The following is a 22,522-nucleotide window of genomic DNA, read 5'->3' on the forward strand; positions in this document are numbered from 1 at the left end:
ATCGCCCCTAGCGTCGGAGCGGTGCGAACACTGATAACCGGCGGGGCCGGGTTCATCGGCTCCCACGTCGCCGATCTGCTGTCCGATCAAGGCCACGAGGTGGTCGTCCTCGACAACCTCCTCGGCACCGCGCACGGTTCGCCGCGCCCGCCCGGGTACACCGGCCGCCACCGGTTCCTGCGTGGCGACGTCACCGACACGGAACTGGTCGCCGAGTTGCTGGACGGCGTCGACGCGGTCTGCCATCAGGCGGCCGTCGTGGGACACGGGATCGATCCGTCCGACGCGCCGTCGTACGCGCTGAACAACGACTACGGGACCGCTGTGCTGCTCGCGGCGATGCACCGGGCGAAGGTCCGGAAACTGGTGCTCGCCTCGTCGATGGTCGTCTATGGCGAGGGGCGCTACGAGTGCCCCGTCCACGGGATCGTCGCGCCGTCGGCGCGGAAACAGTCCGATGTGGATGCCGGACGCTTCGAGCCCACCTGCGCGGCTTGCGGCGCCGAGCTCGGATGGCGGCTGGTTCCCGAAGACGCGCCGTTGCGGCCGCGGAGCACCTACGCGGCCACCAAGCTCGCCCAGGAACATCTGGCGGCGGCGTGGGCCCGGCAGACCGGCGGAACGGTCTGGGCCCTGCGCTACCACAACGTCTACGGGCCACGGATGCCGCAGAACACCCCGTATGCGGGCGTCGCGTCGCTGTTCCGATCCTCGCTTTTGCGTGGTGAGGCGCCGATCGTGCTGGAGGACGGCAAACAGCAGCGCGACTTCGTGCACGTCCACGACGTGGCGAGGGCGAACGTCCTGGCGCTGGGCACCGACGGCCCCGAAGGCGACCTGACGCCGCTGAACATCTGTTCCGGGCAGCCCCACTCCGTGGGCGAACTCGCGGAGGAGCTCGCGAAAGCCTGTGACGGGCCTGCCCCGAAGATCGCGGGCGGCGCCCGGCCGGCCGACGTGCGGCATGTCGTCGCGGATCCCGCTCGCGCCGAAAAGCTGCTCGGCTTCACCGCGCGAACGGGTTTCGCCGAAGGCATCGCCGGATTCGCCACCGCTGAGCTGCGGGAACCGGTCGGTTCCTGAAACCGGGAACAGACCGGGGCCCCGGCCGGTTGTCGTTCCCGGCAACGGAATCGACTTTTTTGGGGGGTTTTGGTGGGCATCACAGTCGGAGACATCGAGATCGAAGCGCTCGGGGACGGCCTGATCCGGCTGCCGCTCGCGTTCTTCCCCGGTCTCGACCCCGAAGCCCACCCGGACGTCTTCGACGAGGACGGCACCGTGCACGTCCCGACCGGCGCGTACCTGATCCGCGGCGACGGCCGCACGATCCTCGTCGACACCGGCCTCGGCCCGCGCGAATTCGCCTTCCCGCCGGGGATGACGCCCGCCAAGGGCGACCCCACCCCGCCGATGGGCACGGGCGGCGACCTCGCGGCCGCGCTCGACAAGGCCGGATGCCCGGTGGACGAGATCGACACCGTCTTCCTCACCCACCTGCACAACGACCACATCGGCTGGATCGCCCCCGAAGGCGACCTGACCTTCCCCGGTGCCCAGGTCGTCTTCGGCCAGCTCGATTGGGACGCGCTGATCGCGCCCGCCGGGACGGGCGAATGGAGCCGCGTCGGGATGGAGACCGCCCGCGGTGCGGGGCTGACCGAAGCGATCAGTGGCGACGACGTCGAGATCGCGCCCGGGATCGTGGCGCGGCACGCCCCCGGGCACACGCCCGGCCACTACGTCCTCGACATCACCGCGGACGACGAGCGTCTGTTGCTGCTCGGCGACGTCCTGCACACTCCCGCGCAGCTTACGGACTCGCGGGTCGGTTTCCTCGGCGACGTCGACCCGGATCTCGCTCTCCGTACCCGGCAACGCTTTCTCGCCGAAGCGGAAGAGACCGGCGCGATCATCGCGCCGGCCCACTTCCCGGATATGGGGTTCCTGCGGCTCTGAGCTACTTGCCGCAGAGCACCTTGTCGGTGAGCAGCTGGTCCGCCTTGTTGTAGGCCTGCCCCAGATCGGCCGCCGAGTCGCCGTAGGTCATGGACAACTCGAAGGTCCGGCTGCCGTCGGCCGTGCTGGCCATCACCGTTCCGAAGCCGTGGAAACCGCCCATTCCCTTGAGGACGGTGCCACAGCTCGCTTCCTGGACGTACAGGCCGAGTCCGTAGCCGCCCTTCGGGTGCGGCTTGCGCATCTCGGCGAGCAACGGGGCGGGCAGCAGCTTTCCGCCCAGCAGCGCGGAGAAGAACGTGTGGAGGTCCTTCGTGGTCGAGATCAGCTCACCGGCGCTGGACGCCCACGACGGGTTCTGGTTGGTGATGTCGACCGTCTTCCACTGCCCGGGCTTCTCCTCGTAGCGGTAGTAGCCGTGGGCGTGCGGCCCGGGGATACCCGACCAGGTGCCGGGCACCACGGTGTCCCGGAGTCCGAGCGGCCGGAAGATCCGCCGCTGGAGCTCGTCGCCGTAAGGGCGGCCGGTGACCTTCTCGATCACCAGTCCGGCCAGGACGTAGTTGATGTTCGTGTACGTCCAGTCCGTTCCCGGCGCGAACAGCGGCGGCTTCGACAGGCCGAAGCGCACCAGCTCCTCCGGCCGGTAGGTGTGATACCGGTTGTCCAGGAACTCCTTGCCCGTCAAGGGGATTCCCGGCACGATCGTGCCGTCGGGCAGCATCGCGCCGGTGTAGTCGAACAGGCCGCTGGTGTGCTGCAACAACATCCGCACGGTGATCCGCCGGTCGAGGCCGAACTCGGGCAGGTACCCGGCCACCGGCGCGTCGAGGCCGACCTTGCCCTCCCCGACCAGCTGCAGCACGGCGGTGGCCACGAAGGTCTTGGTGTTGCTGCCGATCCGGAACCGTCCGTTGGTCGGCGGTTTGGCGGCCGAGCCCAGCTCGCGCACCCCGGCGCTGCCGGTCCAGTCACCTCGCGGATCGTGCACGCGCAGCTGCGCGCCGGCGAAACCGGTGGCGACGATCTCCTCGGTCATCGCCCGCAGGTCCGGCCGGTCACGTCCGCTGTCCGCGGCGGCCACGCCGGGGGCGACCCCGGCCAGCAGTGCGGCCGCCACCGCGGTCATCGCCGTCCGTCGGAAGAATCGCTTCGCTGAAGTGGTCATGGCGGCAACGATCGCCGTCCGCGCTGACACCGCGGTGACATGCCGCTGACACGTCAGGGCATGGCGAGCGGAAGCCGGACCTCGAACCGGCAGCCGGGTCCGTGGTTCTGGACGCCGATCCGGCCGCGATGGGCTTCCACCAGGCCTTTCGCGATCGCGAGACCGAGTCCGCCGCCGCTCGCCAGCCCGCCGCGTTCGGGCGTCCGCGCCCGCGTCCCGCGGAAGGCGACGTCGAAGACGCGGCCGATCTCGTCGTCGGGGATCCCGCCGCAGCCGTCGGAAACCGCGAGCAGTGCCTCGCCGCCTTCGATGCCGATCTGGACGGCGACCGTCCCGTCCGGCGGGGTGTGCCGCACGGCGTTGGACACCAGGTTGCGCACGATCCGCGCCAGTTCCGGGTCGCTGCCGGAAACGACCGGCCACACGTTGGCGTACTCGATCATGCGTACGCGTTTCTGGTCGGCGAGCGGCGCCTGCGCGGCGACGGCGTCGCTCACGACGTCGCGCAGCGGCACAGCGGCCATGGTCAGCTGCAGGGCGCCCGCGGTGATCCGCGAAAGCTCGAACAGATCACCGACCATGCCGGACAACCGCGTGGTCTCCCCGCTGATCCGCCGCGCGTAACCGGTGACCTCGATCGGGTCGGCGACGACGCCGTCCGCGACGGCCTCGGCCATCGCCTGGATGCCCGCCAGCGGGCTCCGCAGGTCGTGGCTGATCCACGCGACCAGTTCACGCCGCGACGCCTCGGCCGCGCGCTCCCGTTCCCGCGCCTCCCGTTCCCACACACTGCGGCGCGCGATCGCGCGGCCGAGCACGAGCGCCGCCGGCACGGTCACGAGCGCGACCAGCAGACAGACCAGGGTCATCGTGGTCAGCGCCGGGGTGAACATGAACCCGCTGATCCCGAGCACCGCGATCAGCGTCGCGAGCACCGGGATCAGCACGAGGATCGTCATCGTGCTGGCCAGCGAACCGTGCCGGAGCAGGTACAGGGCCAGCCCGCCGAGCAGCACCACCGGCAACGCGAACATCAGCGCGAACGGCAGGATGTGCCAGGCGTGCGCCAGCATCTCGCCGAGCGACTCCCCGGAGCCGATCATCGCCGCACCGGGTCGTACCGGTAGCCGACGCCCCACACGGTGGCGACGCGGACGGGTTTCGCCGGATTCTTCTCGATCTTTTCCCGCAGCCGTCTGACGTGGACGGTCACGGTGGACTGGTCGCCGAAGTCCCAGCCCCAGACCTTTTCCAGCAGATCGGCGCGGGAGAACGCCACCCCGGGATGGGTGAGGAAGAACGCGAGAAGATCGAATTCCCGGCTCGTCAGGGGAAGTTCCACGCCGCCGAGGGCCGCCTGCCGGGCCGACATCTGCAACGCGAGGTCTCCGTCTGTGATCACGCGCGCCGCCGGTTCGGGGCGCGGCATCCGCGCCCGCCGCAGCACCGACGCCACCCGCAACGCGAGTTCCTTGGGGCTGAACGGTTTCGTGACGTAGTCGTCGGCGCCGAGCTGGAGTCCGGCGATGCGGTTCTCCTCCTCGCCGAGCGCGGTCAGCATCACGACCGGCACCTGGCTCACCTGCCGCAGGCGGCGGCACACCTCGAGCCCGTTGAGCCCGGGCATCATGACGTCGAGGACCACCAGGTCCGGCCCGGTCGTGGAGAACAGCCGAAGCCCCTCGGTGCCGTCCCCGGCGACGTCGACCTCGAAGCCCGCGACCTCCAGGTACCGCCGGACGACGTCCCGCACGGTCTCGTCGTCGTCGACGACGAGCACCCGGCCCTGTTCTGTCATGCCATCCACCTCACCAGCTCGTCAGCACCAGATGGTTCACCACCAGCGCCGTGGCCGCCGACGCGGCGAGCCACCACCGCCGCCCCTTCGACGGCAGCAGCGCCACCGCGGGCAGCAGCCACACCTCGAACGGTAGCCAGATGCGTTCGACCTCCGCCTTCGACAGGCCGGACAGGTCGGCGAAAGCGATCGTCAGCGCCGCGGCCAGCACGATCAGCGTGACCGGCTCGCGGAACGACCGCTTCGGCTCGGCGAGGAAATCCGCGCCCGCCCGTCGTGTCCCGGCGATCACGGCGGGGCCGATCGCGATCAGCACCGCCGCGATATCCGCCCACACCCAGTAGGAGTACGGACGCAGCGTCGCGATCCCCTGGTAGTAGCGCTCGACGACCAGGTGATAGCCGTCGAGCCACCAGAAACCAGCCAGAGCGAACGCCAAGACGACCACGGCCACACCCACGGTGGCGAGGAGCAGGATGCTCCACTCTCGCGTCAGCACGACGACGGCGAGCACGAGCACGCCCAGCAGCACGAGACCGTACGAAAGAAAGAGCCCGAACCCGAGCAGCAGACCGCCGGGAAGCGCGAGGATCCGCCGTCGTGTGGCGAGCGCCAGCAGCGCGATCCCGGTCGCCGTGACCCCCGCGAAGAGCCCGTCCGCGGACACCCCGATCCAGATCGCGCCCGGGGTCAGCACCGCGAACGGCAGGACCGTCCTCGCGGCGTCCTCCCGCCCCAGCGCGGCGAGCGTCACCGGCACCGCGACCACGGCCAGGCACCCGACGAGCACGACGACCGTCGAAGCCCACGCGCCACCCTGCAGGCCGAGCCGGTCGAGCCAGACGAAGACCAGCGTCGCGCCCGGCGGATGCCCGGAGACGTGCGTCGTCCACGAGTCCGGCTGGAAGTCGAGGATGCGCGAGGAGAATTCGGTCAGCATCGCCGGGATGTCGGTGATGCCAGGGACCTCGTGCAGGTACTCGTGTTCCGTGGTGAGCCTGCCGGTGAAACCGCGCGCCCAGCCGTCGATCATCGCCAGCGAGAACGTCCACGCCAGCGCGGTCACGTAACCGAGCGCCAGCAGTGGACGCCATCGCAGCCGCGCGGCGAGCGAGGGACCTTTGGTGACGACGAAGAGCGCGAGCACCACGGCGGCGACCGAACCCGGCCCCACGTGCGGCAGCCACAAACCGAACAGCGGCGGCGCGAACGCGTAGATCACCACGCCGGAGCCGGGCCGGTTGTAGTAGAGGCCGACGCCGATCGCGGCGGCGACCACGAGCATCGCCAGCCCCACGGCGATCAGATCGGCCCGGCGACCGGTACGGGAAGGGGCGGTGACAGTGGACATCACCGGCACCGTAACCGCGTTCCCCGGGTCCGGCGGCCGGGGCGCGGGATCCGTCAGAACTCGGTAAGAACTTCGCCGACGTCATGATTCGGTAAGCACGGCAAGGGTTTTCGTCCGTCCATCCCGGACTTAGCGTGCTTTGCGTGAACGATGACCAGGTTGACGTCGTGCTCCCCTGTCTCGACGAGGCCGGTGCCCTGCCCGGCGTACTGACGGCGTTGCCCGAGCGGTATCGGGCGATCGTGGTCGACAACGGCTCCACGGACGGTTCCGCCGAGATCGCGGCCGGGCTCGGGGCGAAGGTCGTCCATGAACCCCGGCGCGGCTACGGAGCCGCCGTGCACACGGGGCTGGAAGCGGCGACGGCGGACGTCGTCTGCTTCGCCGATGCCGACGGTTCTCTCGATCTCGCCGAACTGCCGATGCTCGTCCAGGGCCTCGCGGACGCGGATCTGGCGGTCGGGCGGCGGGTGCCGACCGGGCCGGGAGTCTGGCCGTGGCACGCCAGAGCCGGGAACGCGCTGATCTCGTCGCTCTTGCGGCGCAAGGGATTGCCGGTCCGGGACATCGCGCCGTTGCGGGCGGTCCGGCGGCGGGCACTGCTCGATCTCGACGTCACCGATCGCGCCTTCGGCTACCCGCTCGAACTGCTGATCAAGGCGAAGCGCGCGGGCTGGCGGGTCACCGAATTCGACGTGTCGTACGGCGAACGCGCGAAGGGCACGAAATCGAAGGTCTCCGGATCGCTCCGGGGAACCTTGCGCGCCACACGGGATTTCGGGCGGGTGCTGAGCCGATGACCTTCTGCCTGTTGATCGTCGCCAAGGCGCCCGTGCCCGGTTTCGCGAAAACGCGGCTGTGCCCGCCCGCGACGCCGGAACAGGCCGCCGAGATCGCGGCCGCCTCGCTGCTCGACACCCTCGACGCCGCACTCCGGACCCCGGACGCACGCGTGGTCGTCGCCATGACCGGCGGCCTCGGCAAGGCTGCCCGCGGCGCGGAAATCGCCGCAGCACTCCGAAAGACCGACGTGATCCCTCAGCGCGGTGAAGGTTTCGATATCCGGCTCGTCAACGCGCACGCGGACGCTCCCCGCCCCGGGGAGCCGGTGCTGCAGATCGGCATGGACACGCCTCAGGTCACCCCGGAGCTCCTGGCCAACGCCGCGAACAGGCCCGAGGATTCCGTCCTCGGGCCTGCCGAGGACGGCGGTTGGTGGGCGCTGGGGCTCAAGGATTCGTTACACGCCAAGGCTCTCGCCGGGGTCCCGATGTCGCGTGACGACACCGGACGGCGGACCCTGCGCGCACTGGCGGACGTGGGGCTGCACCCCGGGCAGCTGCCCACACTGTCCGATGTGGACACCATCGCGGACGCACGCCGCGTCGCCGCGATGGCGCCGCACGGCCGGTTCGCCCGAGCGGTGGGCGAAGTCCGGTGACCGCCTTCGACCGCGGCCTGCTCGGCCACCGCTGCTGGCTGGAACTGGCGACCGGCGAACGCGTCGACCTGCCGGTGGACCGCTGGACGGCCATCCCCTGCGAAGGCGACGAAGTCCTCCTCGACGCCTGTGACGGCCCGACCCTCGACGTCGGCTGCGGCCCCGGCAGGCTCACCGCCGCACTGTCCGAACGCGGTGTCGCCTCGCTCGGGGTCGACATCTCCGCCACCGCCGTGCGGCTCACCCACGACCGGGGCGCCGCCGCGCTCCATCGCGACGTCTTCGACCGGCTCCCCGGCGAGGGACGCTGGCGGCATGTCCTGCTCGCGGACGGGAACATCGGCATCGGCGGCGATCCGCACCGCCTCCTGACCCGGATGGCGGAACTGGTCACCACCGGCGGGACGGTGCTCGTCGAACTCGACCCGCCCGGCCGCGGCCTCCGCCAGGACCGGGTCCGCCTGCGCCCCGACGACGGCGCCTGGTTCACCTGGGCGTGGGTCGGTGTCGAAGCGATCGCGGACCTCGCCGCCCGCACCGCGTTCCGCGTCGCCTGGTCCACCAGCCACGGCCACCGCTGGTTCGCCTGTCTGGAGAAAGCATGAACACGCCTTCCGAGCGCGTGACGTCCCGGATCGGGCTCGCCCTCGCCGTCACGTTCACCCTGTGCTTCGTCACGGGCCTGAGCAGCCATCTCATCCAGCATCCGCCGTCGTGGTTCGGCTGGCCGAGCCGTCCGGTCTGGCTGTACCGGGTCACCCAGGGCACGCACGTGATCTCCGGGATCGCGTCGATTCCCTTGCTGCTGGCGAAACTCTGGAGTGTCTACCCGAAACTCTTCGAACGCCCGGTGATCCGTTCGCTGCCGCACGCGCTCGAACGTCTGTCGATCCTCGTGCTCTCCGCGGCCGCTTTCTTCGAACTCGTCACCGGCCTGTTCAACGTCGCGCAGAACTATCCGTGGAACTTCTACTTCCCGCAGCTGCACTACGCGGTCGCGTGGGTGGCGATCGGCTCGATCCTGGTGCACATCGCGGTGAAACTCCCCATCGTCCGCCGCTCGCTCACGACGAAGCCCGAACCCTCGCGGCGCGCCTTCCTCCGCACGACCTGGCTGGCCGCGGGGGTCGCGGTCGTGGCGACCGCCGGAGCGACGGTTCCGTTGCTGCGCACCGTTTCCGGGCTGTCGTGGCGGAGCGACAAGGGGCCGCAGGGGTTGCCGGTGAACCGGACCGCCGCGGCGGCCGGTGTCCTGGACACGGCGAAAGACCCGAACTGGCGGCTTTCGGTGGTGACCCCGAACGGCACCAGAACCTATTCGCTGGAGGAACTCCGCGCCCTGCCGAGGACTTCGGCCGAACTGCCGATCGCGTGTGTCGAGGGCTGGAGCGAGTCCGCCCGCTGGAGCGGGGTCTCGCTGCCGGAGTTGTTGCGGCACGCCGGAAGTACGCCGGGGACACCGGTCCGCGTGTTCTCGCTCGAGAAGACGGGGCCGTACGGGATCAGCGATCTCCCCGGCGAGCACACCGCGGACGATCTCACCCTGCTGGCGCTGGAACTCAACGGCGAGGTGCTCGACGCCGACCACGGCTTCCCGTGCCGGATCATCGCCCCGAACCGGCCCGGCGTCCTGCAGACGAAATGGGTCACCCGCTTGGAGACGCTGTGAAGACTTTGCGGTTGCTGCTGTTCCTGCCCGGCCTCGCCGCGCTCGCGTGGGGCGCGGTGCTGTTCTCCGAGTACGCGTTCCCGCTGCGCCCGGACGTCTTGGGGACGCTCGGCTGGCTCGCCGGCGGTCCGCTGGTCCACGACCTGCTGATCGCGCCGCTGGTGGGCGCCGTGGGTTTCGCGCTGAGCAGGTTTCTTCCCGATCGGTGGAAGACCCCGGTGAAGACGGGCGCGGTGCTCACCGGTGTCCTGACGCTGCTCGCGTTCCCGTTGCTGTGGCGGCCTTTCGGCGGCGCCCGGAACCCGGGCCTGCACGATGCCGATACCGTCACGGGCCTGCTCGTCACCCTGGCGGTCGTCTGGCTCGGCGTGCTCGTGGCCGTGTTCCTCAGGCGGAAGACGCATTAAAAGGGGCCACGCGCGACCGGGATTGGCAGCCGGTCGCACGTGGCCTCCGAGGTCCGGCCCGCTGGGGGTTCGAGCCGGAGCTGGTCTCGGCCGCGCACTGCGGCCGAGCGTCTCTAGTTCGGTGTGACGGGCTGGCCGCCGAGGGTCACCTCGATGACCTTGCCACCGCTGAGGGTGAACTTCACCTTGTCGTTCGGCGCCCTGGTGCGGATCTCGGCGACGAGCGCGTCCGCGTTGGGGATCGACCGGTCGTCCAGCTTCGTCACGACGTCGCCGGATTTGAGGCCCGCCTTCTCCGCGGGGCTGCCCGGCGTGATCTCGCCGAGCTGCGCCCCACCGGTCGGCGCCGTCTGCACTCGTGCGCCGATGAAGGTCTGCGTCGCCTGGCCGGTGTTGATGATGTCGTCGGCCGTGCGGCGCGCCTGGTCGATCGGGATCGCGAAACCGATGCCGACGTTGCCGCCGCTCTCACCGCCCTGGCCCTGCGCGGACTTGGGGCTGTAGATCGCCGAGTTGATGCCGATGACCTGGCCGGCCATGTTCGCGAGCGGGCCGCCCGAGTTGCCCGGGTTGATCGCCGCGTCGGTCTGCACCGCCGACATGACCGTGGTCTGGTCGCCGTTGCCGCCGGCGCTCACCGGCCGGTTCAGCGCGCTGACGATGCCCGACGTGACCGTGCCCGTCAGCTCGAACGGTGAACCGATCGCGACCACCGGCTGCCCGACCCGCAGGTCGTCGGACCGGCCGAGCTCCACCGGGGTCAGGCCGCTGACGCCGCTGACCTTCACCACGGCGATATCCGTCGTGGGGTCGCGGCCGACGACCGTCGCCGTGCCCTTCTTGCCGTCCTGGAACACCGCCTGGATCTGCCCGCCACCGGCGGCGACCTCGACGACGTGGTTGTTGGTGAGCACGTAACCGTCGGTGCTGAGCACGAAGCCGGAGCCCTCGCCCGCTCCCGAGCGGCCGGAGACCTGCAGCTCGACCACGCTCGGCGACAGCTTCTGCGCCACGGCCTCGACCGAACCGGCGGGCAGGTTGCCCGTCTGCTGGGCGGGCTTCGGCGCGTCGAGCGCGTTCACCGCGGAGCCGCCGGACCCGTCACCGGTCAGGTAGCCGACCGTGCCACCCGCGACCCCGCCGACCACGAGCGCGATCGCCGCGACACCGGCGAGCAGCTTGCCCGACGTGGACTTCTGCGCCTGGCGCTGCTGCGGGACCGCGTAGACGGACGGACCCGGCTGGGTGAACGGCGTCTGCTGGCCGGGGATCTGGTGCCCCTGGGTGTACTGCCCCTGCGCCTGATGTTCCTGGGTCTGAGTCTGCTGGGCCTGCGGCGACCACGGGTTGTACTGCTGCTGCTCCGCGGGGTAGGCCTGCTGCGCTCCGGTGTGCGGAGTGGCATGGCCGCCGAGGCCGGTCGCGTCGGGCTGCTGCGGCGCGGGCTGAGCCGCCCAGTTCGCGCTCTGCTCCGCGTCCGGCCGATCGCCGGCGGGCCGCGCCTTCTCGGCGTCGTTCTCGGTCATGTCTTCACCTTGCGGGATGGTCCTGAGAAGTTCCTGAGCCAAAGCTGTGCATCGCACATGAGTATGGCCCTGTCAGCGGGTGGCGCGCAGCCTGTCCGCGATCTGCTCGGGGGTGGCGTCGTTGATCCACACGGCCATCCCGGACTCCGAACCCGCCAGGTACTTCAGCTTGTCCTTGGACCGCAGGACCGAGAAGACCTCCAGGTACAGCCAGCCGAGTTCGCGGTCGCGTTTGGCGGGCGCCTGGTTCCAGGCCGCGATGTAGGGCAGCGGCCGGTCGTAGAGCCCGTCGCAGCGGCGGAGGACTTCGAGGTAGACGTCGGCGAAGTCGTCACGCTCGGCGTCGGAAAGCGCGGGGATGTCGGGCACCTGGCGATGCGGCACGATCTGGACCTGCACGGGCCAGCGCGCGGCGGGCGGCACGAACGCCGTCCAGTGCTCGCCGGCGACCACGACCCGTTCCCCGGACGCCCGCTCGGCGGCCAGGACGTCCCCCATCACCGGACGGCCGTGCTCCGCCTCGTAGGCGCGGGCGACCTCCAGCAGACGCTCGGTCTTCGGCGTGACGAACGGATAGCCGTAGATCTGACCGTGCGGATGGTGCAGGGTCACGCCGATCTCTTCGCCGCGGTTCTCGAACGGGAAGACCTGCTCGACACCGTCCATCGCGGACAGTTCGGCGGTGCGGTCGGCCCAGGCGTCGACGACCGCGCGGACCTGTTTCGCCGTCAGCCCGGCGAAAGAACCGTCGTGGTCGCTGGTGAAGCAGACGACCTCGCAGCGGCCGACACCCGGCGCGACCGGTACCAGCCCCGCTCCATCCACTGTGGACGGATCACCGAGGACGTTGCGGGCGAAGGAAGGGAACCTGTTTTCGAACACCGCGACGTCGTAATCCGGCTCCGGGATCTCACTGGGCTTCCCGGGTTTCGTGGGGCACAACGGGCACAGGTCGGCGGGCGGTTTGTAGGTGCGCGTCTGCCGGTGCGCGGCCATCGCGACCCATTCGCCGGTCAGCGGGTCACGCCGGATTTCCGAGGCGGCGGCGACCTGGGGCAGGTCACGCGTGTCCTCGGCGGTGCGTTCGGGCGCGCCCGGTGCGTCGAAGTAGATGATCTCCCGGCCGTCGGCCAGGTGCCTAACCGTGCGCTTCACGCTTCTTCAGCCTCAGCCGTCTCCGCCGTTTCGGCGATCATCAGCTCACCCGCCTGCTCGGTGAGCGTTTCCCTTGCGTTGTCGGACAAACCGTCGTCCGAGACGACGACGTCGGCCTCTTCGAGCCCGGCGATGGTGGAGATCCCGACGATGCCCCATTTGGTGTGGTCGGCCAGCACGACCAGCTTGCGGCCCGCCTCGACCAGCGCGCGGTCGGTCTCGGATTCGGTGAGGTTCGGCGTGGTGAACCCGGGGCCGTCGGCCATCCCGTGCACGCCGAGGAACACGACGTCCAGGTGCAGCGACCGCAGGCTTTGCACGGCGACCGGCCCGACCAGCGCGTCCGACGGGGTGCGGACGCCGCCGGTGAGGACGACCGTGCGATCCGGCTGGTTCGCGCCGCGCAGCACGTCGGCGACCTGGATGGAGTTCGTGACGATCGTCAGGCCGGGGACCTCGTCGAGCGCCCTGGCGAGCGTCCAGGTGGTGGTGCCGGCGGAGATGCCGATCGCGGTGCCCGGCCGGACCAGCCCGGCGGCGAGGGCGGCGATGGCCTCCTTCTGCGCGCGCTGGCGCACGGATTTGGCCTCGAAACCGGGTTCGTCGGTGCTCTTGCCGACGATGGAGGTGGCGCCGCCGTAGACCTTCTCGACCAGGCCCCGGCTCGCGAGCACGTCGAGGTCGCGGCGCACCGTCATATCGGAAACGCCGAGCCTCACGACGAGATCACTGACCCGGACCGCCCCGGTCCGGCGCGCCTCCTCGAGGATCACCGCCTGTCGTTGCCGCGCGAGCAAGACGCCTCCCTGTATTAACTACACAAAATCCTACACGATCAAACATGGCGCAACGAGCCGAGCCGCCTGCCACCATGAGGCCATGGCCAGGCTTCGCGACGTCGTCTTCGACTGCCGGCATCCGGCTTCGCTCGCCCGCTTCTGGGCGGCCGCGCTCGACGGCTACGAAGTCGCACCCTATGACGAAGAGGAGCTTGATCGCCTTCGTTCCCTGGGGTTTTCCGGTCCCGACGAGGATCCTTCGGTCCTGGTCGAAGCGGCATCGGGACCGCGGCTCTTCTTCAACCTGGTGCCGGAAGCGAAGGTCGTCAAGAACCGCGTGCATCTGGACCTGACCGGAGACAGCGTCGAACGGCTCGTCGCGTTGGGCGCGCGCGTCCTCGCACACCCCGAAGACGGGCTGGTCGTGCTCGCGGATCCTGAAGGGAACGAGTTCTGCCTCGTTACTCCTCCGCCGTCTCCTTGACGCCTTCGATCGGCACGCCGCGGAAACTCAACACGAAAAGCGAGACCGCGCCGAAGAACAGCGCGATATCCGCGACGTTCCCGACGAACCAGCCGTTGTAGTCGATGAAGTCGACGACGTGACCGCGCGCGAAGCCGGGCTCGCGGAACAGGCGGTCTCCCAGATGGGTCGTCGCGCCGCCGAGCAGCAGCCCGAGGGAGATCGCCCAGCCCGCCGAACGGACCTTGCGGGAGATCCACAGCAGCGCGACCACCGCGGCCGCGGCGAGGATCGCGAAGATCCAGGTGGAGTTCGCGCCCAGCGAGAACGCCGCGCCCGGGTTGTAGAGCAGCCGGAACCGGATGAAGTCGCCGATCACCGGGATCGGCGCGTGGTCGGTGAGGGCGTCGACCGCCCACCATTTGGTCAACTGGTCCGTGGCCAGCAGCACCGCGGCCACCAGCAGTGTCCACAGCAGACGGCGGGGCGGCGGCTCAGGCGCGTTCTCGGTGCTCATCACCCGTCAGCGTAATGGCGAGCGCGTTGAGCGCGGCGGGGAAGCCCACGTAGACGGCCAGATGGAGGATCGCCTCGACGGCCTCCCGGAGCTCCCCCGCGTCCTTCGCTTCCTGGAGGACGTCGGCCAGTTCCGGCGCCACGCCGCCCTTTGCCGTGTACACCGCGATCCGCTTGAGCCGCCTGGTCGTTTCGTCGTCCTGCGCCAGGTCACCGCCGACGTTCGCCACGGCGTCGCGGTGGAACCGCAGCTGTGCCTCCGCGTAGCCCAAGGCCTCCAGCGCCGCGACGGTGATCACTTGCCGCTGTGCCAGCGAAAGTCCCGGCCGCTGGTAGACGCCGCCGTAGACGAAGGCGACCGCTTCCCTGCCGTAGTCCGTCGCCTCGACGGCGTCGAACAGCTCCAGCACCGCGGGGTTCTCGACGCCGCCGAGAAGCCGGAGCAGTTCGAGGCCCTTGTCGTAATCGCCCATCAGGCCGGTGCTCCCGGGAGCCGCAAGGTCATCAGCGCGCCGCCGGTGGACGCGCGGCCCGCGTAGACGTCGCCGCCGTGCCGCTGCGCCGCGTGCTGGACGATCGCGAGGCCGAGCCCGGAACCGGGCAGCGTCCGCGCCTCCGACGAGCGGTAGAAGCGGTCGAACACCTTCGGCAGGTCCTCGTCGGCGATCCCCGGCCCGGAGTCCTCGACTTCGAGTACCGCCGTGCCGTCGCCGACCGGGTACAGCCGGACGCCGACCGTCGAGCCCTCCGGCGAGAACTTCACCGCGTTGTCCAGCAGGTTCAGCACCGCGCGTTCCAGCGCGCTGGTGTCGCCGGTCAGCACCCACGGCTGGAGCGAGACGTCGAACTCGATCTCGCCCGCGCGGCGGCGTGCCCGGTCCAGCGCGCGCTCGACGACGTCGACCATCTCGACGCGCTCGTGCTCGATCCGCGGCTCGTCCTGGCGGGCGAGCTCGACGAGGTCGCCGATCAGCTGGGTCAGCTCGTCGAGCTGACCGCGGATGTCGGCCTCGATGTCGCTGCGGTCCTCGTCGGACAGCGTCCGCGCCCCCGGCCTGCTCGCGGACAGGAGCAGCTCCAGGTTCGTGCGCAACGACGTCAACGGGGTGCGCAGTTCGTGGCCGGCGTCGGCGACGAGTTGCCGTTGGCGTTCCTGCGATTCGGCGACCGTGCCCAGCATCGTGTTGAAACTCTGGGTGAGGCGGGCGAGTTCGTCGTCGCCGCTGACCGGGATCGGCCGCAGGTCGCCCGTGGTGGCGACGCGTTCCGCCGCCGACGTCAGCCGGTCGACCGGCCTCAGCCCCGCTCTCGCGACCGCCGTTCCCGCCGCCGCGGCGACCAGGATCCCGGCGCCGCCGATCAGGAACAGGACCACGGAAAGCTCGTTCAGGGTGCGCTTGGTCGGGCCGAGCGACTGGGCGAGCACCATCGCCTGGCCGGCGCCCTGCGGGAGGGCGACGACCCGGCTGTCGGTCTTCGGGTCGGTGCGCAGGGAGAAGGCCTTGTCCCCGGAGGCGACGGCGATCTCGTCGTCGCCGTACGGCGGGCGGCTGCCGGACTGCGGATAGGTCAGCCGGACCTTCTGCCCCACCGTCAGCTGGCCGATCTGCAGGTCCGCGCTGGCCAGGAAGGCGCCGGGGACCTGCTGCAGTTCGGTCTGCACCTGCGGCGAATCGACCGCGGCCTGCGCGCGGGCGAGCAGGTTGTCGTCCACCTGCTGGTAAAGGTTGTCGCGCACGACGAGATACGCGCCGAGGGACACCAGCGCCACCGCGCCCGCCACCGACGCGGCCGCGAGCAGCGTCACCCGGCCGCGGAGCGAGAAGCGCCGCGTGCCCCAGCGGTCGCCGCGCGGATCCTTTTCGGACACGTCGACGACCGGGACCGGCTCCGTCACGGCGGGGTTTCCCTCAGCACGTAGCCCACTCCCCGCACCGTGTGGATCAGCCTCGGTTCGTTCCCAGCCTCGGTCTTTCGGCGCAAATAGCCGACGTAGACCTCCAGCGCGTTGCCCGACGTCGGGAAGTCGTATCCCCATACTTCCTCCAGGATCCGGCTGCGGGTCAGCACGTGCTTCGGGTACGAGAGGAACAGCTCCAGCAGGGCGAACTCGGTCCTGGTGAGACTGATCTCCCGCCCGGCGCGGCGCACCTCGCGCGTCCCCGGGTCCAAGGTGAGGTCCGCGAACGAGAGGACCTCGGCGTTCTGACCGGCCTGCGGATCCGGGATCGCCCGGCGCAGAAGCGCGCGAAGGCGCGCGAGCAGCTCTTCGAGCGCGAAGGGCTTCGGCAGGTAGTCGTCGGCCCCGGCATCGAGACCGGACACGCGATCCGAAACGGTGTCCCGCGCGGTCAGCACGAGGATCGGCAGGTCGTCACCGGTGCTTCGCAGCCTCCGGGCGACCTCAAGGCCGTCGAGCCGCGGCATCATCACGTCGAGGACCATCGCGTCCGGTCTGTTGGCGATGATCGCTTCCAGGGCCTGCGCGCCGTCCCCGGCCAACTCCACCTGGTAGCCGTTGAACTCAAGGGATCGCCTGAGTGATTCACGGACGGCCCTGTCGTCGTCCACTACGAGGATGCGCATGGCGACAGTCTTACGCAGAGTGCTGAGACTCGCCTAAGAACACACACAGAACCAACAAAGGAAATCCGGCGGTCCGGAAGACGTTTCAGCCGGTCTCGGGCCCTTTTGCAACAGGTGCGTTCCATCTACGCCACAAAGCGAGCATCCGGACCCCCACGACGGCGGCGGCTGCTACCACCGTCACCGGCCCCGGCGGCAGTCGCAGAGCGTGACCGATCACGACGAGCACGGCCCCCGCGAGCGCCGCGACCGCGTAGATCTCCTTCCGCAGCACGAGCGGGATTTCCCGCAACAGGAGATCACGCACCGCACCGCCGCCGATACCCGTCGTCATGCCGATCAAGCACGCCGCGTAGGGAGTGGCGCCCGCGTTCAACGCGATGGTGGTCCCCGCCGTCGCGAACACCCCGAGCCCGAGCGCGTCCGCGAGGAGTACGGCACGCCGCAGCTTCGCGATCTGCGGATGGAAGACGAACACGATCAGCGCCGTCCCGCCGCAGACCGCGAGATAAGGCCAGGTCCGCAGGGTGGTGGGCGGCGTGATCCCGAGCAGGACGTCGCGGATGACCCCGCCGCCGAGCGCGGTCGTCAACCCGACGACCACGACTCCGAAGACGTCCAACCTGGACCGCACCGCCGCGAGCGCCCCCGAAGCGGCGAACGCGATCAAGCCGAGGAACTCGAGGGCGGTGAGGATCATTACTGGTCGAGCAGGCCACCGCGGTAGGCCAGCAGCGCGGCCTGCACCCGGTTCGCCGCGCCGATCTTGGACAGGACCGCCGAGACGTAACCCTTGACCGTGGCCTCGGACAGGTGAAGGCGGCCGCCGATCTCGGCGTTGGACAGCCCCTGTCCGATCAGCCCGACGACCTCACGCTCCCGCTCGGACAACGACGCGAGCAGCTTGCGCGCCGGCTGCGCGGCCCGCTGCTCGTCCCGATGCGACTGCACCATGCGCGCCGCGACCCCGGGGTCGAGCACCGCGCCACCACGGGCCAGGTCGCGGACGGCCCTGAGCAGCGCCGCCGGGTCGATGTCCTTCAGAAGGAAGCCATTCGCCCCGAGCCTGAGCGCGAGACTGACGTAGTCGTCGATGTCGAACGTGGTCAACATGGCCACGGTCGGCGGATCCGGCAGGGCCAAGATCGCCCTGAGCGCGCGGATGCCGTCGTCCGGCGCCCGCATCTTGATGTCGAGCAGCGCGACGTCGGGGTGGTACCTCCGGGCGACCTCGACCGCTGATCTCCCGTCGCTCGCCTCGCCCACGATCTCGATATCGGCAGCGCCCGACATCATGGCACGCAGGCCCGAACGGACCAGTTCCTCGTCGTCGGCGAACATGAGCTTGATCAACGAAGCCCTCCGGCAGCCGGGGGAGCGGCGTCTCGCGTCCCGTTAACGAAGATTACCTACTGTTGTTCAGGGTTTCGAAACCAGACACGTACGAGTGACCCGCGCGGGTCATCTGTGTCGATCTAGGCGTCGATTCAGACCCTGTTTTGCCTGGGTCGAGTGTCGCCGCTCCTGGGCGGATCCGCAGGTCGAGTGTCACTGGACGGCCAGTGTCGCTGTCCGGCCAGTTGCTGTCGCCGGCCTGCCGGGCAACCGCCGTTCGGGGCATTTCGGACTTTCACCGGGCCGGCCGCTTGGTCCGCCCGGGTGCGACTTGCGACCTCGCGCTCGGGCGGCTCGCGTCACCCGGTAGGCTGCGCCTGGCAGTACATGCCCTCGTAGCTCAGGGGATAGAGCACCGCTCTCCTAAAGCGGGTGTCGCAGGTTCGAATCCTGCCGGGGGCACTTTCAGACCGACCGCCGCACTCAGCGAGACAGCCGTCTGTTCGTTCACCAATCTTCGAGGATCCGGATAGCTTTACAACGCGTGTCACTACACTCGGCGAATGCCGAGTGCGAACGAACCGTCCAAGCAGGTGCGACTGTCGCCGCCGGACGAGGTAGCTGCTTGGGCAAGCGATACCCAGGAAGGACGAGCCTTCACCGCGGACCTCCCGAAGATCATCCGCGAACTCCGGCACACGCCGAACTCGCTGAAGTACGCCTATGACGAGCGCGGAAGTGCGTTAATCGCCGCATACGACGCCGGCTCCGTGGAACAGGCGTTACTGACGGCTAGCCACGAAGATCTCTTGGACGGCCGACAAGCGCCACTAGTCGTGGCGTGGCTAGCAGAGCAATCCAAGTACTTTGACGAGCGAGTGTGGCGCGACCTCCGAATTGCCGTTGGCGTGGCCGCCGGCGTACTGGCCGGACGGCAGGCTGTTCGTGAAATCATCGGAGAAAGCCAACTGCACCGCTGGAGACAGTACGAGGAAGGTCATACGGAAGATCTATCCCGGGTTCGCTTGGCTCAGGTGGCACCGAAAAGCCACTGCGATCTATGGGCCAACCTGACAATGCTCGTTGAGTTGAGGCGGCTAAGGCACCGGGGCCAACCTGCCCTACACGATACGGCCGTACGTAGCCGACTTGAGCAGCACCTGCACGAGCACCCTGAGGCATGGACGGAAGCGATGCCTTGGCTATTAGCGTCGAGCAAGAATTCGCATGGATACCTGGAATCCCTGCTCGTAGCCACAGTTGCCATGGGAGACAGCCGTTTCCGCAAGGCGGTCGAGTCAGCCGCAAATCATCCGCACCTGGCTATCAGGATGCCAGCAGATGGCGTACTGGCTCGGGCAGACGGTACAGCTGAGGTCGAACTCAGTGAACATTTGCTCGAAATAGTCGCCGGTGTTCTCGACGACGACCGAAGGCGCATTCAGAAGTTCCCTCAACCTCTTGCGGAGCCGACCCGTACCTGGCTGTCCTATGGCCCTCTGGAGCGCTTGATGGAAGATCGCGCCGCTTTGGGCCTTGACAGTTTTTCTGAGATCATACGCATGCAAGGTGCCGCAGAGGAAGATGTGCTCACGACACGGCTTCTCAGCTGCCTCGAAAAAGAGTTTTCGAGGATCGATACTCACCTGGAGATAACAGCGTCTCATACCGCGCGCAGACCCGAAATATCGCTCGCGCAGCGCCCAGTGCGCAAGTCAGACGAAAGGACAATCGGGGCCGACATCGGCCTGGTTGTCTCCATTGAACTTCCACAGAAACTACGAGTCAATTTTGGCGAGCTTATTCAAGTCAAGAAGTCAAAGCAACTTCATGGCGTAACTGGAGCAAGCGAGTCTTGGCGTATCGACATCAAACAGCTGAATGACATTTTGGAACATAGCCCGACTTCAGCGTACTGGCTAATCCAGAGATCCGGAAGCGTGCTGTGCTTACCGGCAAAACTTCTGTACGCGATCACCGTCGCGAAGACAGACGTACGTTCGGCGACCGACGCTGCGAAGTCCATAACTGTCCGGTACACCGAGATCCGGCATGCAGCCATCGGGCTCGGCCAATACCTTCGAGACCTGCTCATAGGCATGTGGGTCGGTAGCCGGAGCGAACTGACACTCAGCACAGCCTCTGGCGCAAACGACCGCATCCGCCCGATGCACATTCTCGATGTCGCGGTCCGTATCCAGGAAGGCGTTAACGAATAGACCTCGTTCGAGTCGCCTACAACGTGCCGCTCGGATACGTGGTGCGGATTCGATTCGACTTGAAGTAGCTGACATCCTCGATTAGGCCTACAAGTTCATCGAGCTTTGCGCAATGCGGGTGTCCAACACGCGCCGGGACCGGCCACATGTCGACGAAATCGCACTAGTAAACGATTTCCGCCCCCGACGCGTCCTGATCAGCGCCCCACGGGACGGCCGTCCGGGTCCGTCATCGTGATGGCGCCACCTTGCGCCCGCAGCACCACGTTCGCCCGGTACTTCCCCTCGCCGAGGGCGGCGAGAGTGCCGAGGCTGACCATCCGTGTGGTGGCGCCGTCGCGGTCGAACACCAGCAGGTTGCCATCCTGGACGTAGTCGCCGCTATGGGTGCCATCGCCCTCGACCGTGACAGGCCTGCCGAGCTCGCGTTCGATTCGCGCGCCGGAAGCGGGGCCGGTGAGGACCTGCACGGACGTCCAATCGCCGGGTGCCAGTTCCTTGAGCGGTCGTGAGCCGCCTGTCCTGGCGAGATCGCCGATCGTCTTTTCGAGACCTTCGTCGAATTCCACTGTCACTCCTGGGGTGCTCGTGCCGCAACCCGCCACGAGGGCGAGCAGGGCGAGCAGAGTCACTATCAAGCGCATGGTCAGTATTGGTCCGGATACGCCGACGGGTCGCCGGGGTCGTGGTCGTCGTTGCGCCCCGGATTGTCCGTGGGCCAAGGCTTGTTCTTGGTTTCGCGGGTCTCGCCTGGAGGCGATTCGTTGGACGATACCAGTGTGTCGTTTTTGTCGATGACCACCATTTTGCCGCCCTTGACCGCTTGTTCGATCAGGTTCGCCATCTGCTCGGGACTGGCGTCCGGGTTGGCTCGGGCGATCGCGCGGCCGACTTCGTTGTTGTGGAGGTCCATGGCCACCGGGACATGGTGGCTGTTCGGGTTCCGCTCGTGCGCCGTGGCGAAGTCGCGGGCCCATTCCTCGCCGTACCGCTGCGTCATCATCGCGTTCCAGTAGGCGTGGCGGAACGCGTCGGCGTGCCCGTCGGTCAGGCCTTTGCCCTCGAACTTGCCTTCTGCGACGTGCAAGGCATCCTGCCGGATATCGGCGAACTCCTTGAGCCCGAGCAATCCCTTGCGCATTTGCAGATCGTCGAGCAGCTTGGCTTCGGCTTGGGTGATCTTCTCTTTAGTGAAACCCGCCCGCTCCGCGAGCCAGCCCGTCAGGCCACTCGGCCACACTGTCGTGCCGTCCGTCTTGACCTGATATTTCGCCAGAAGATCGCGATGCCGCTGTTCGTCGGCGATGCGGTCTTCGCCTGCCGCGGCGGCAGCGGCCAACGTCGTCGCACCGGCGTCGCCGATCTCGCCGGCCATGATGCGTTTGAGCACGGAGTTCAGTTCGGTGTCGATCTGGTCGGCGCGGGCCAGGATGGCTTCCACCTCGACCTGCAAGAGCACGCTGGAGAGAAACCCAGTGGCTTCCTCGGTCTCGACGACCTTGCCGTTGTCGATCCGGAAACCGTTCTTGGTGGCGAAGTCCTCGGTCGTCTCGACGCTGCGCACCAAATCGCGCACAGCCTGCTCCGTGTCATCGATGATCTTCACGGCTGCGGACAAGCGCGCCGCCAGGTCCTCGAGTTCCTGGCATCGGGTGCGAAGGTTCTCGGCGGCCGCGTCCGCTGCTTCCCCGGCCCACCCGGCGGGCTTGGCACCGTCGATCTCGTCCTGCAACCCGAGCACCTGGCGGTTCTGCGCGGCCAAGTGGTCACCGATCTGTCCTATCCCATCAGCGTTCCATTGGCTGACATCGGCCCAGGTGACCATCAATTGCCACCCGGCCCATCGAATTCCTGCTCACCGGCGCCATCTCGAGCGCGGTACGCAGTTGCGGCGGTGGTCAGCGACGCGGCGTAGGAATCCACACCCTTCGCCCAGACGCCGATGGAACTCTCCCAATGCGGACCGAGCTCGGCGGCGGTCTTCGCCGACTCGGTTCCGGTCAACGCGCCGGAAAGCGCCGCCACTCGCTCTAGATCCAGCTCACGCACGATTCCAGCGGCTCGCTTGGCCTGATCGGCCGCATCTCGCAAGGCTTTCGGATCAGCTTCGAACCCCGTCATAGACCCCTCCCCCTCAGATTGAGGCTACT

Annotated in this window: 25 protein-coding genes and 1 tRNA gene; 10 read left to right on the forward strand and 16 right to left on the reverse strand. The window is 68.6% G+C overall.

The window, feature by feature from the left end:
• Positions 1-21 precede the first annotated feature (21 nt).
• The gene (locus AB8M46_RS06495) at positions 22-1,083 is read left to right on the forward strand and encodes an NAD-dependent epimerase/dehydratase family protein (RefSeq protein WP_394359810.1); all 1,062 of its coding nucleotides are present in this window, start codon (positions 22-24) and stop codon (positions 1,081-1,083) included.
• Positions 1,084-1,155: 72 nt separating this feature from the next.
• Complete coding sequence (locus tag AB8M46_RS06500; RefSeq protein WP_394359811.1) at positions 1,156-1,959, forward strand: MBL fold metallo-hydrolase; 804 nt, start codon at positions 1,156-1,158, stop codon at positions 1,957-1,959.
• A gap of 1 nt (position 1,960) precedes the next feature.
• On the opposite strand, the gene AB8M46_RS06505 is transcribed toward AB8M46_RS06500, so the two are convergent.
• Genes AB8M46_RS06505 through AB8M46_RS06520 form a run of 4 tightly spaced genes read right to left on the reverse strand, consistent with a single transcriptional unit; the run spans position 1,961 to position 6,276 of the window.
• Positions 1,961-3,127 carry a serine hydrolase domain-containing protein gene (locus AB8M46_RS06505; RefSeq protein ID WP_394359812.1) on the reverse strand — a complete coding sequence of 389 codons (1,167 nt, stop codon included), beginning with the start codon at positions 3,125-3,127 and terminating at the stop codon, positions 1,961-1,963.
• A 53-nt stretch (positions 3,128-3,180) separates the two neighbouring features.
• A complete protein-coding gene (locus AB8M46_RS06510; RefSeq protein WP_037340497.1) occupies positions 3,181-4,230 on the reverse strand; it encodes a sensor histidine kinase KdpD in 1,050 nt (349 codons plus the stop codon).
• A complete protein-coding gene (locus tag AB8M46_RS06515) occupies positions 4,227-4,925 on the reverse strand; it encodes a response regulator transcription factor (protein WP_037340495.1) in 699 nt (232 codons plus the stop codon). The genes AB8M46_RS06510 and AB8M46_RS06515 overlap by 4 nt, the downstream gene beginning before the upstream one ends.
• 10 nt (positions 4,926-4,935) lie before the next feature.
• Positions 4,936-6,276 (reverse strand): hypothetical protein, encoded by a 1,341-nt coding sequence (locus AB8M46_RS06520; RefSeq protein WP_394359813.1) that lies wholly within the window; start codon positions 6,274-6,276, stop codon positions 4,936-4,938.
• A 143-nt stretch (positions 6,277-6,419) separates the two neighbouring features.
• Between AB8M46_RS06520 and AB8M46_RS06525 the strand changes: the two genes are divergently transcribed.
• The 5 genes from AB8M46_RS06525 to AB8M46_RS06545 are packed head-to-tail and all read left to right on the forward strand — an operon-like array spanning position 6,420 to position 9,793.
• Complete coding sequence (locus AB8M46_RS06525; RefSeq protein WP_394359814.1) at positions 6,420-7,076, forward strand: glycosyltransferase family 2 protein; 657 nt, start codon at positions 6,420-6,422, stop codon at positions 7,074-7,076.
• A complete protein-coding gene (locus tag AB8M46_RS06530; RefSeq protein WP_394359815.1) occupies positions 7,073-7,717 on the forward strand; it encodes a DUF2064 domain-containing protein in 645 nt (214 codons plus the stop codon). Before AB8M46_RS06525 ends, AB8M46_RS06530 begins: the two co-directional genes overlap by 4 nt.
• Entirely contained in the window at positions 7,714-8,322 is a 609-nt protein-coding gene (locus tag AB8M46_RS06535) for a class I SAM-dependent methyltransferase (protein ID WP_037340488.1), read from the forward strand. Before AB8M46_RS06530 ends, AB8M46_RS06535 begins: the two co-directional genes overlap by 4 nt.
• Complete coding sequence (locus AB8M46_RS06540) at positions 8,319-9,386, forward strand: molybdopterin-dependent oxidoreductase (RefSeq protein ID WP_394359816.1); 1,068 nt, start codon at positions 8,319-8,321, stop codon at positions 9,384-9,386. The genes AB8M46_RS06535 and AB8M46_RS06540 overlap by 4 nt, the downstream gene beginning before the upstream one ends.
• The gene (locus AB8M46_RS06545) at positions 9,383-9,793 is read left to right on the forward strand and encodes a hypothetical protein (RefSeq protein ID WP_394359817.1); all 411 of its coding nucleotides are present in this window, start codon (positions 9,383-9,385) and stop codon (positions 9,791-9,793) included. Before AB8M46_RS06540 ends, AB8M46_RS06545 begins: the two co-directional genes overlap by 4 nt.
• A gap of 113 nt (positions 9,794-9,906) precedes the next feature.
• Here the strand turns inward: AB8M46_RS06545 and AB8M46_RS06550 are convergent, their stop codons facing one another.
• From AB8M46_RS06550 to AB8M46_RS06560, 3 genes are all read right to left on the reverse strand, one after another.
• Positions 9,907-11,319, reverse strand: coding sequence for a S1C family serine protease (locus tag AB8M46_RS06550; RefSeq protein ID WP_037340481.1), 1,413 nt, complete (start codon positions 11,317-11,319; stop codon positions 9,907-9,909).
• A gap of 72 nt (positions 11,320-11,391) precedes the next feature.
• Positions 11,392-12,474 (reverse strand): galactose-1-phosphate uridylyltransferase, encoded by a 1,083-nt coding sequence (gene galT, locus AB8M46_RS06555; RefSeq protein ID WP_037340479.1) that lies wholly within the window; start codon positions 12,472-12,474, stop codon positions 11,392-11,394.
• Positions 12,471-13,271 (reverse strand): DeoR/GlpR family DNA-binding transcription regulator, encoded by an 801-nt coding sequence (locus AB8M46_RS06560; RefSeq protein WP_037340477.1) that lies wholly within the window; start codon positions 13,269-13,271, stop codon positions 12,471-12,473. Before AB8M46_RS06560 ends, galT begins: the two co-directional genes overlap by 4 nt.
• 82 nt (positions 13,272-13,353) lie before the next feature.
• On the opposite strand from AB8M46_RS06560, the gene AB8M46_RS06565 reads away from it, so the two are divergent.
• Positions 13,354-13,737, forward strand: a complete 384-nt coding sequence (locus tag AB8M46_RS06565) for a VOC family protein (RefSeq protein ID WP_378421386.1) — start codon at positions 13,354-13,356, stop codon at positions 13,735-13,737.
• Here AB8M46_RS06565 and lspA read toward each other — a convergent pair.
• The 6 genes from lspA to AB8M46_RS06595 all read right to left on the reverse strand — a co-directional run bounded on the left by lspA (position 13,715) and on the right by AB8M46_RS06595 (position 18,171).
• Positions 13,715-14,233, reverse strand: a complete 519-nt coding sequence (gene lspA / locus AB8M46_RS06570) for a signal peptidase II (RefSeq protein ID WP_394359818.1) — start codon at positions 14,231-14,233, stop codon at positions 13,715-13,717. The two genes, AB8M46_RS06565 and lspA, sit on opposite strands and share 23 nt — an antisense overlap.
• The gene (locus tag AB8M46_RS06575) at positions 14,211-14,705 is read right to left on the reverse strand and encodes a carboxymuconolactone decarboxylase family protein (RefSeq protein ID WP_037340469.1); all 495 of its coding nucleotides are present in this window, start codon (positions 14,703-14,705) and stop codon (positions 14,211-14,213) included. Before AB8M46_RS06575 ends, lspA begins: the two co-directional genes overlap by 23 nt.
• A complete protein-coding gene (locus AB8M46_RS06580; RefSeq protein ID WP_052120752.1) occupies positions 14,705-16,129 on the reverse strand; it encodes a HAMP domain-containing sensor histidine kinase in 1,425 nt (474 codons plus the stop codon). The genes AB8M46_RS06575 and AB8M46_RS06580 overlap by 1 nt, the downstream gene beginning before the upstream one ends.
• The gene (locus tag AB8M46_RS06585; RefSeq protein WP_037340466.1) at positions 16,126-16,818 is read right to left on the reverse strand and encodes a response regulator transcription factor; all 693 of its coding nucleotides are present in this window, start codon (positions 16,816-16,818) and stop codon (positions 16,126-16,128) included. The genes AB8M46_RS06580 and AB8M46_RS06585 overlap by 4 nt, the downstream gene beginning before the upstream one ends.
• 85 nt (positions 16,819-16,903) lie before the next feature.
• Positions 16,904-17,518 carry a trimeric intracellular cation channel family protein gene (locus AB8M46_RS06590; protein ID WP_037340464.1) on the reverse strand — a complete coding sequence of 205 codons (615 nt, stop codon included), beginning with the start codon at positions 17,516-17,518 and terminating at the stop codon, positions 16,904-16,906.
• Positions 17,518-18,171, reverse strand: a complete 654-nt coding sequence (locus AB8M46_RS06595; protein ID WP_005155565.1) for a response regulator transcription factor — start codon at positions 18,169-18,171, stop codon at positions 17,518-17,520. Before AB8M46_RS06595 ends, AB8M46_RS06590 begins: the two co-directional genes overlap by 1 nt.
• Positions 18,172-18,542: 371 nt before the next feature.
• Here AB8M46_RS06595 and AB8M46_RS06600 point away from each other — a divergent pair.
• A tRNA-Arg gene (locus tag AB8M46_RS06600) sits at positions 18,543-18,615 on the forward strand.
• Between the two features lie 101 nt (positions 18,616-18,716).
• The gene (locus AB8M46_RS06605) at positions 18,717-20,372 is read left to right on the forward strand and encodes a hypothetical protein (protein ID WP_394359819.1); all 1,656 of its coding nucleotides are present in this window, start codon (positions 18,717-18,719) and stop codon (positions 20,370-20,372) included.
• 197 nt (positions 20,373-20,569) lie between these two features.
• Here the strand turns inward: AB8M46_RS06605 and AB8M46_RS06610 are convergent, their stop codons facing one another.
• The 3 genes from AB8M46_RS06610 to AB8M46_RS06620 are packed head-to-tail and all read right to left on the reverse strand — an operon-like array spanning position 20,570 to position 22,493.
• Complete coding sequence (locus tag AB8M46_RS06610) at positions 20,570-21,016, reverse strand: hypothetical protein (RefSeq protein ID WP_394359820.1); 447 nt, start codon at positions 21,014-21,016, stop codon at positions 20,570-20,572.
• Positions 21,017-21,018: 2 nt separating this feature from the next.
• Positions 21,019-22,197: a DUF6973 domain-containing protein gene (locus tag AB8M46_RS06615; protein ID WP_394359821.1), complete on the reverse strand. Its 1,179-nt coding sequence runs from the start codon at positions 22,195-22,197 to the stop codon at positions 21,019-21,021.
• Entirely contained in the window at positions 22,197-22,493 is a 297-nt protein-coding gene (locus tag AB8M46_RS06620; RefSeq protein WP_037340450.1) for a hypothetical protein, read from the reverse strand. Before AB8M46_RS06620 ends, AB8M46_RS06615 begins: the two co-directional genes overlap by 1 nt.
• Positions 22,494-22,522: the final 29 nt, after the last annotated feature.

Origin of the sequence: Amycolatopsis sp. SB7-3 (genome assembly GCF_041021335.1) — a bacterium.
Classification (GTDB): Bacteria; Actinomycetota; Actinomycetes; order Mycobacteriales; family Pseudonocardiaceae; genus Amycolatopsis; species Amycolatopsis japonica.

Coding starts and splice junctions, on each gene's coding strand:
- AB8M46_RS06510 (WP_037340497.1), bottom strand. CDS start 4,230: ATGATCGGCTCCGGGGAGTCGCTCGGCGAGATGCTGGCGCACGCCTGG.
- AB8M46_RS06610 (WP_394359820.1), bottom strand. CDS start 21,016: ATGCGCTTGATAGTGACTCTGCTCGCCCTGCTCGCCCTCGTGGCGGGT.
- AB8M46_RS06590 (WP_037340464.1), bottom strand. CDS start 17,518: ATGATCCTCACCGCCCTCGAGTTCCTCGGCTTGATCGCGTTCGCCGCT.
- AB8M46_RS06605 (WP_394359819.1), top strand. CDS start 18,717: ATGCCGAGTGCGAACGAACCGTCCAAGCAGGTGCGACTGTCGCCGCCG.
- AB8M46_RS06505 (WP_394359812.1), bottom strand. CDS start 3,127: ATGACCACTTCAGCGAAGCGATTCTTCCGACGGACGGCGATGACCGCG.
- AB8M46_RS06585 (WP_037340466.1), bottom strand. CDS start 16,818: ATGCGCATCCTCGTAGTGGACGACGACAGGGCCGTCCGTGAATCACTC.
- AB8M46_RS06620 (WP_037340450.1), bottom strand. CDS start 22,493: ATGACGGGGTTCGAAGCTGATCCGAAAGCCTTGCGAGATGCGGCCGAT.
- AB8M46_RS06520 (WP_394359813.1), bottom strand. CDS start 6,276: ATGTCCACTGTCACCGCCCCTTCCCGTACCGGTCGCCGGGCCGATCTG.
- AB8M46_RS06550 (WP_037340481.1), bottom strand. CDS start 11,319: ATGACCGAGAACGACGCCGAGAAGGCGCGGCCCGCCGGCGATCGGCCG.
- AB8M46_RS06540 (WP_394359816.1), top strand. CDS start 8,319: ATGAACACGCCTTCCGAGCGCGTGACGTCCCGGATCGGGCTCGCCCTC.
- AB8M46_RS06575 (WP_037340469.1), bottom strand. CDS start 14,705: ATGGGCGATTACGACAAGGGCCTCGAACTGCTCCGGCTTCTCGGCGGC.
- lspA (WP_394359818.1), bottom strand. CDS start 14,233: ATGAGCACCGAGAACGCGCCTGAGCCGCCGCCCCGCCGTCTGCTGTGG.
- AB8M46_RS06530 (WP_394359815.1), top strand. CDS start 7,073: ATGACCTTCTGCCTGTTGATCGTCGCCAAGGCGCCCGTGCCCGGTTTC.
- AB8M46_RS06565 (WP_378421386.1), top strand. CDS start 13,354: ATGGCCAGGCTTCGCGACGTCGTCTTCGACTGCCGGCATCCGGCTTCG.
- AB8M46_RS06615 (WP_394359821.1), bottom strand. CDS start 22,197: ATGGTCACCTGGGCCGATGTCAGCCAATGGAACGCTGATGGGATAGGA.
- AB8M46_RS06515 (WP_037340495.1), bottom strand. CDS start 4,925: ATGACAGAACAGGGCCGGGTGCTCGTCGTCGACGACGACGAGACCGTG.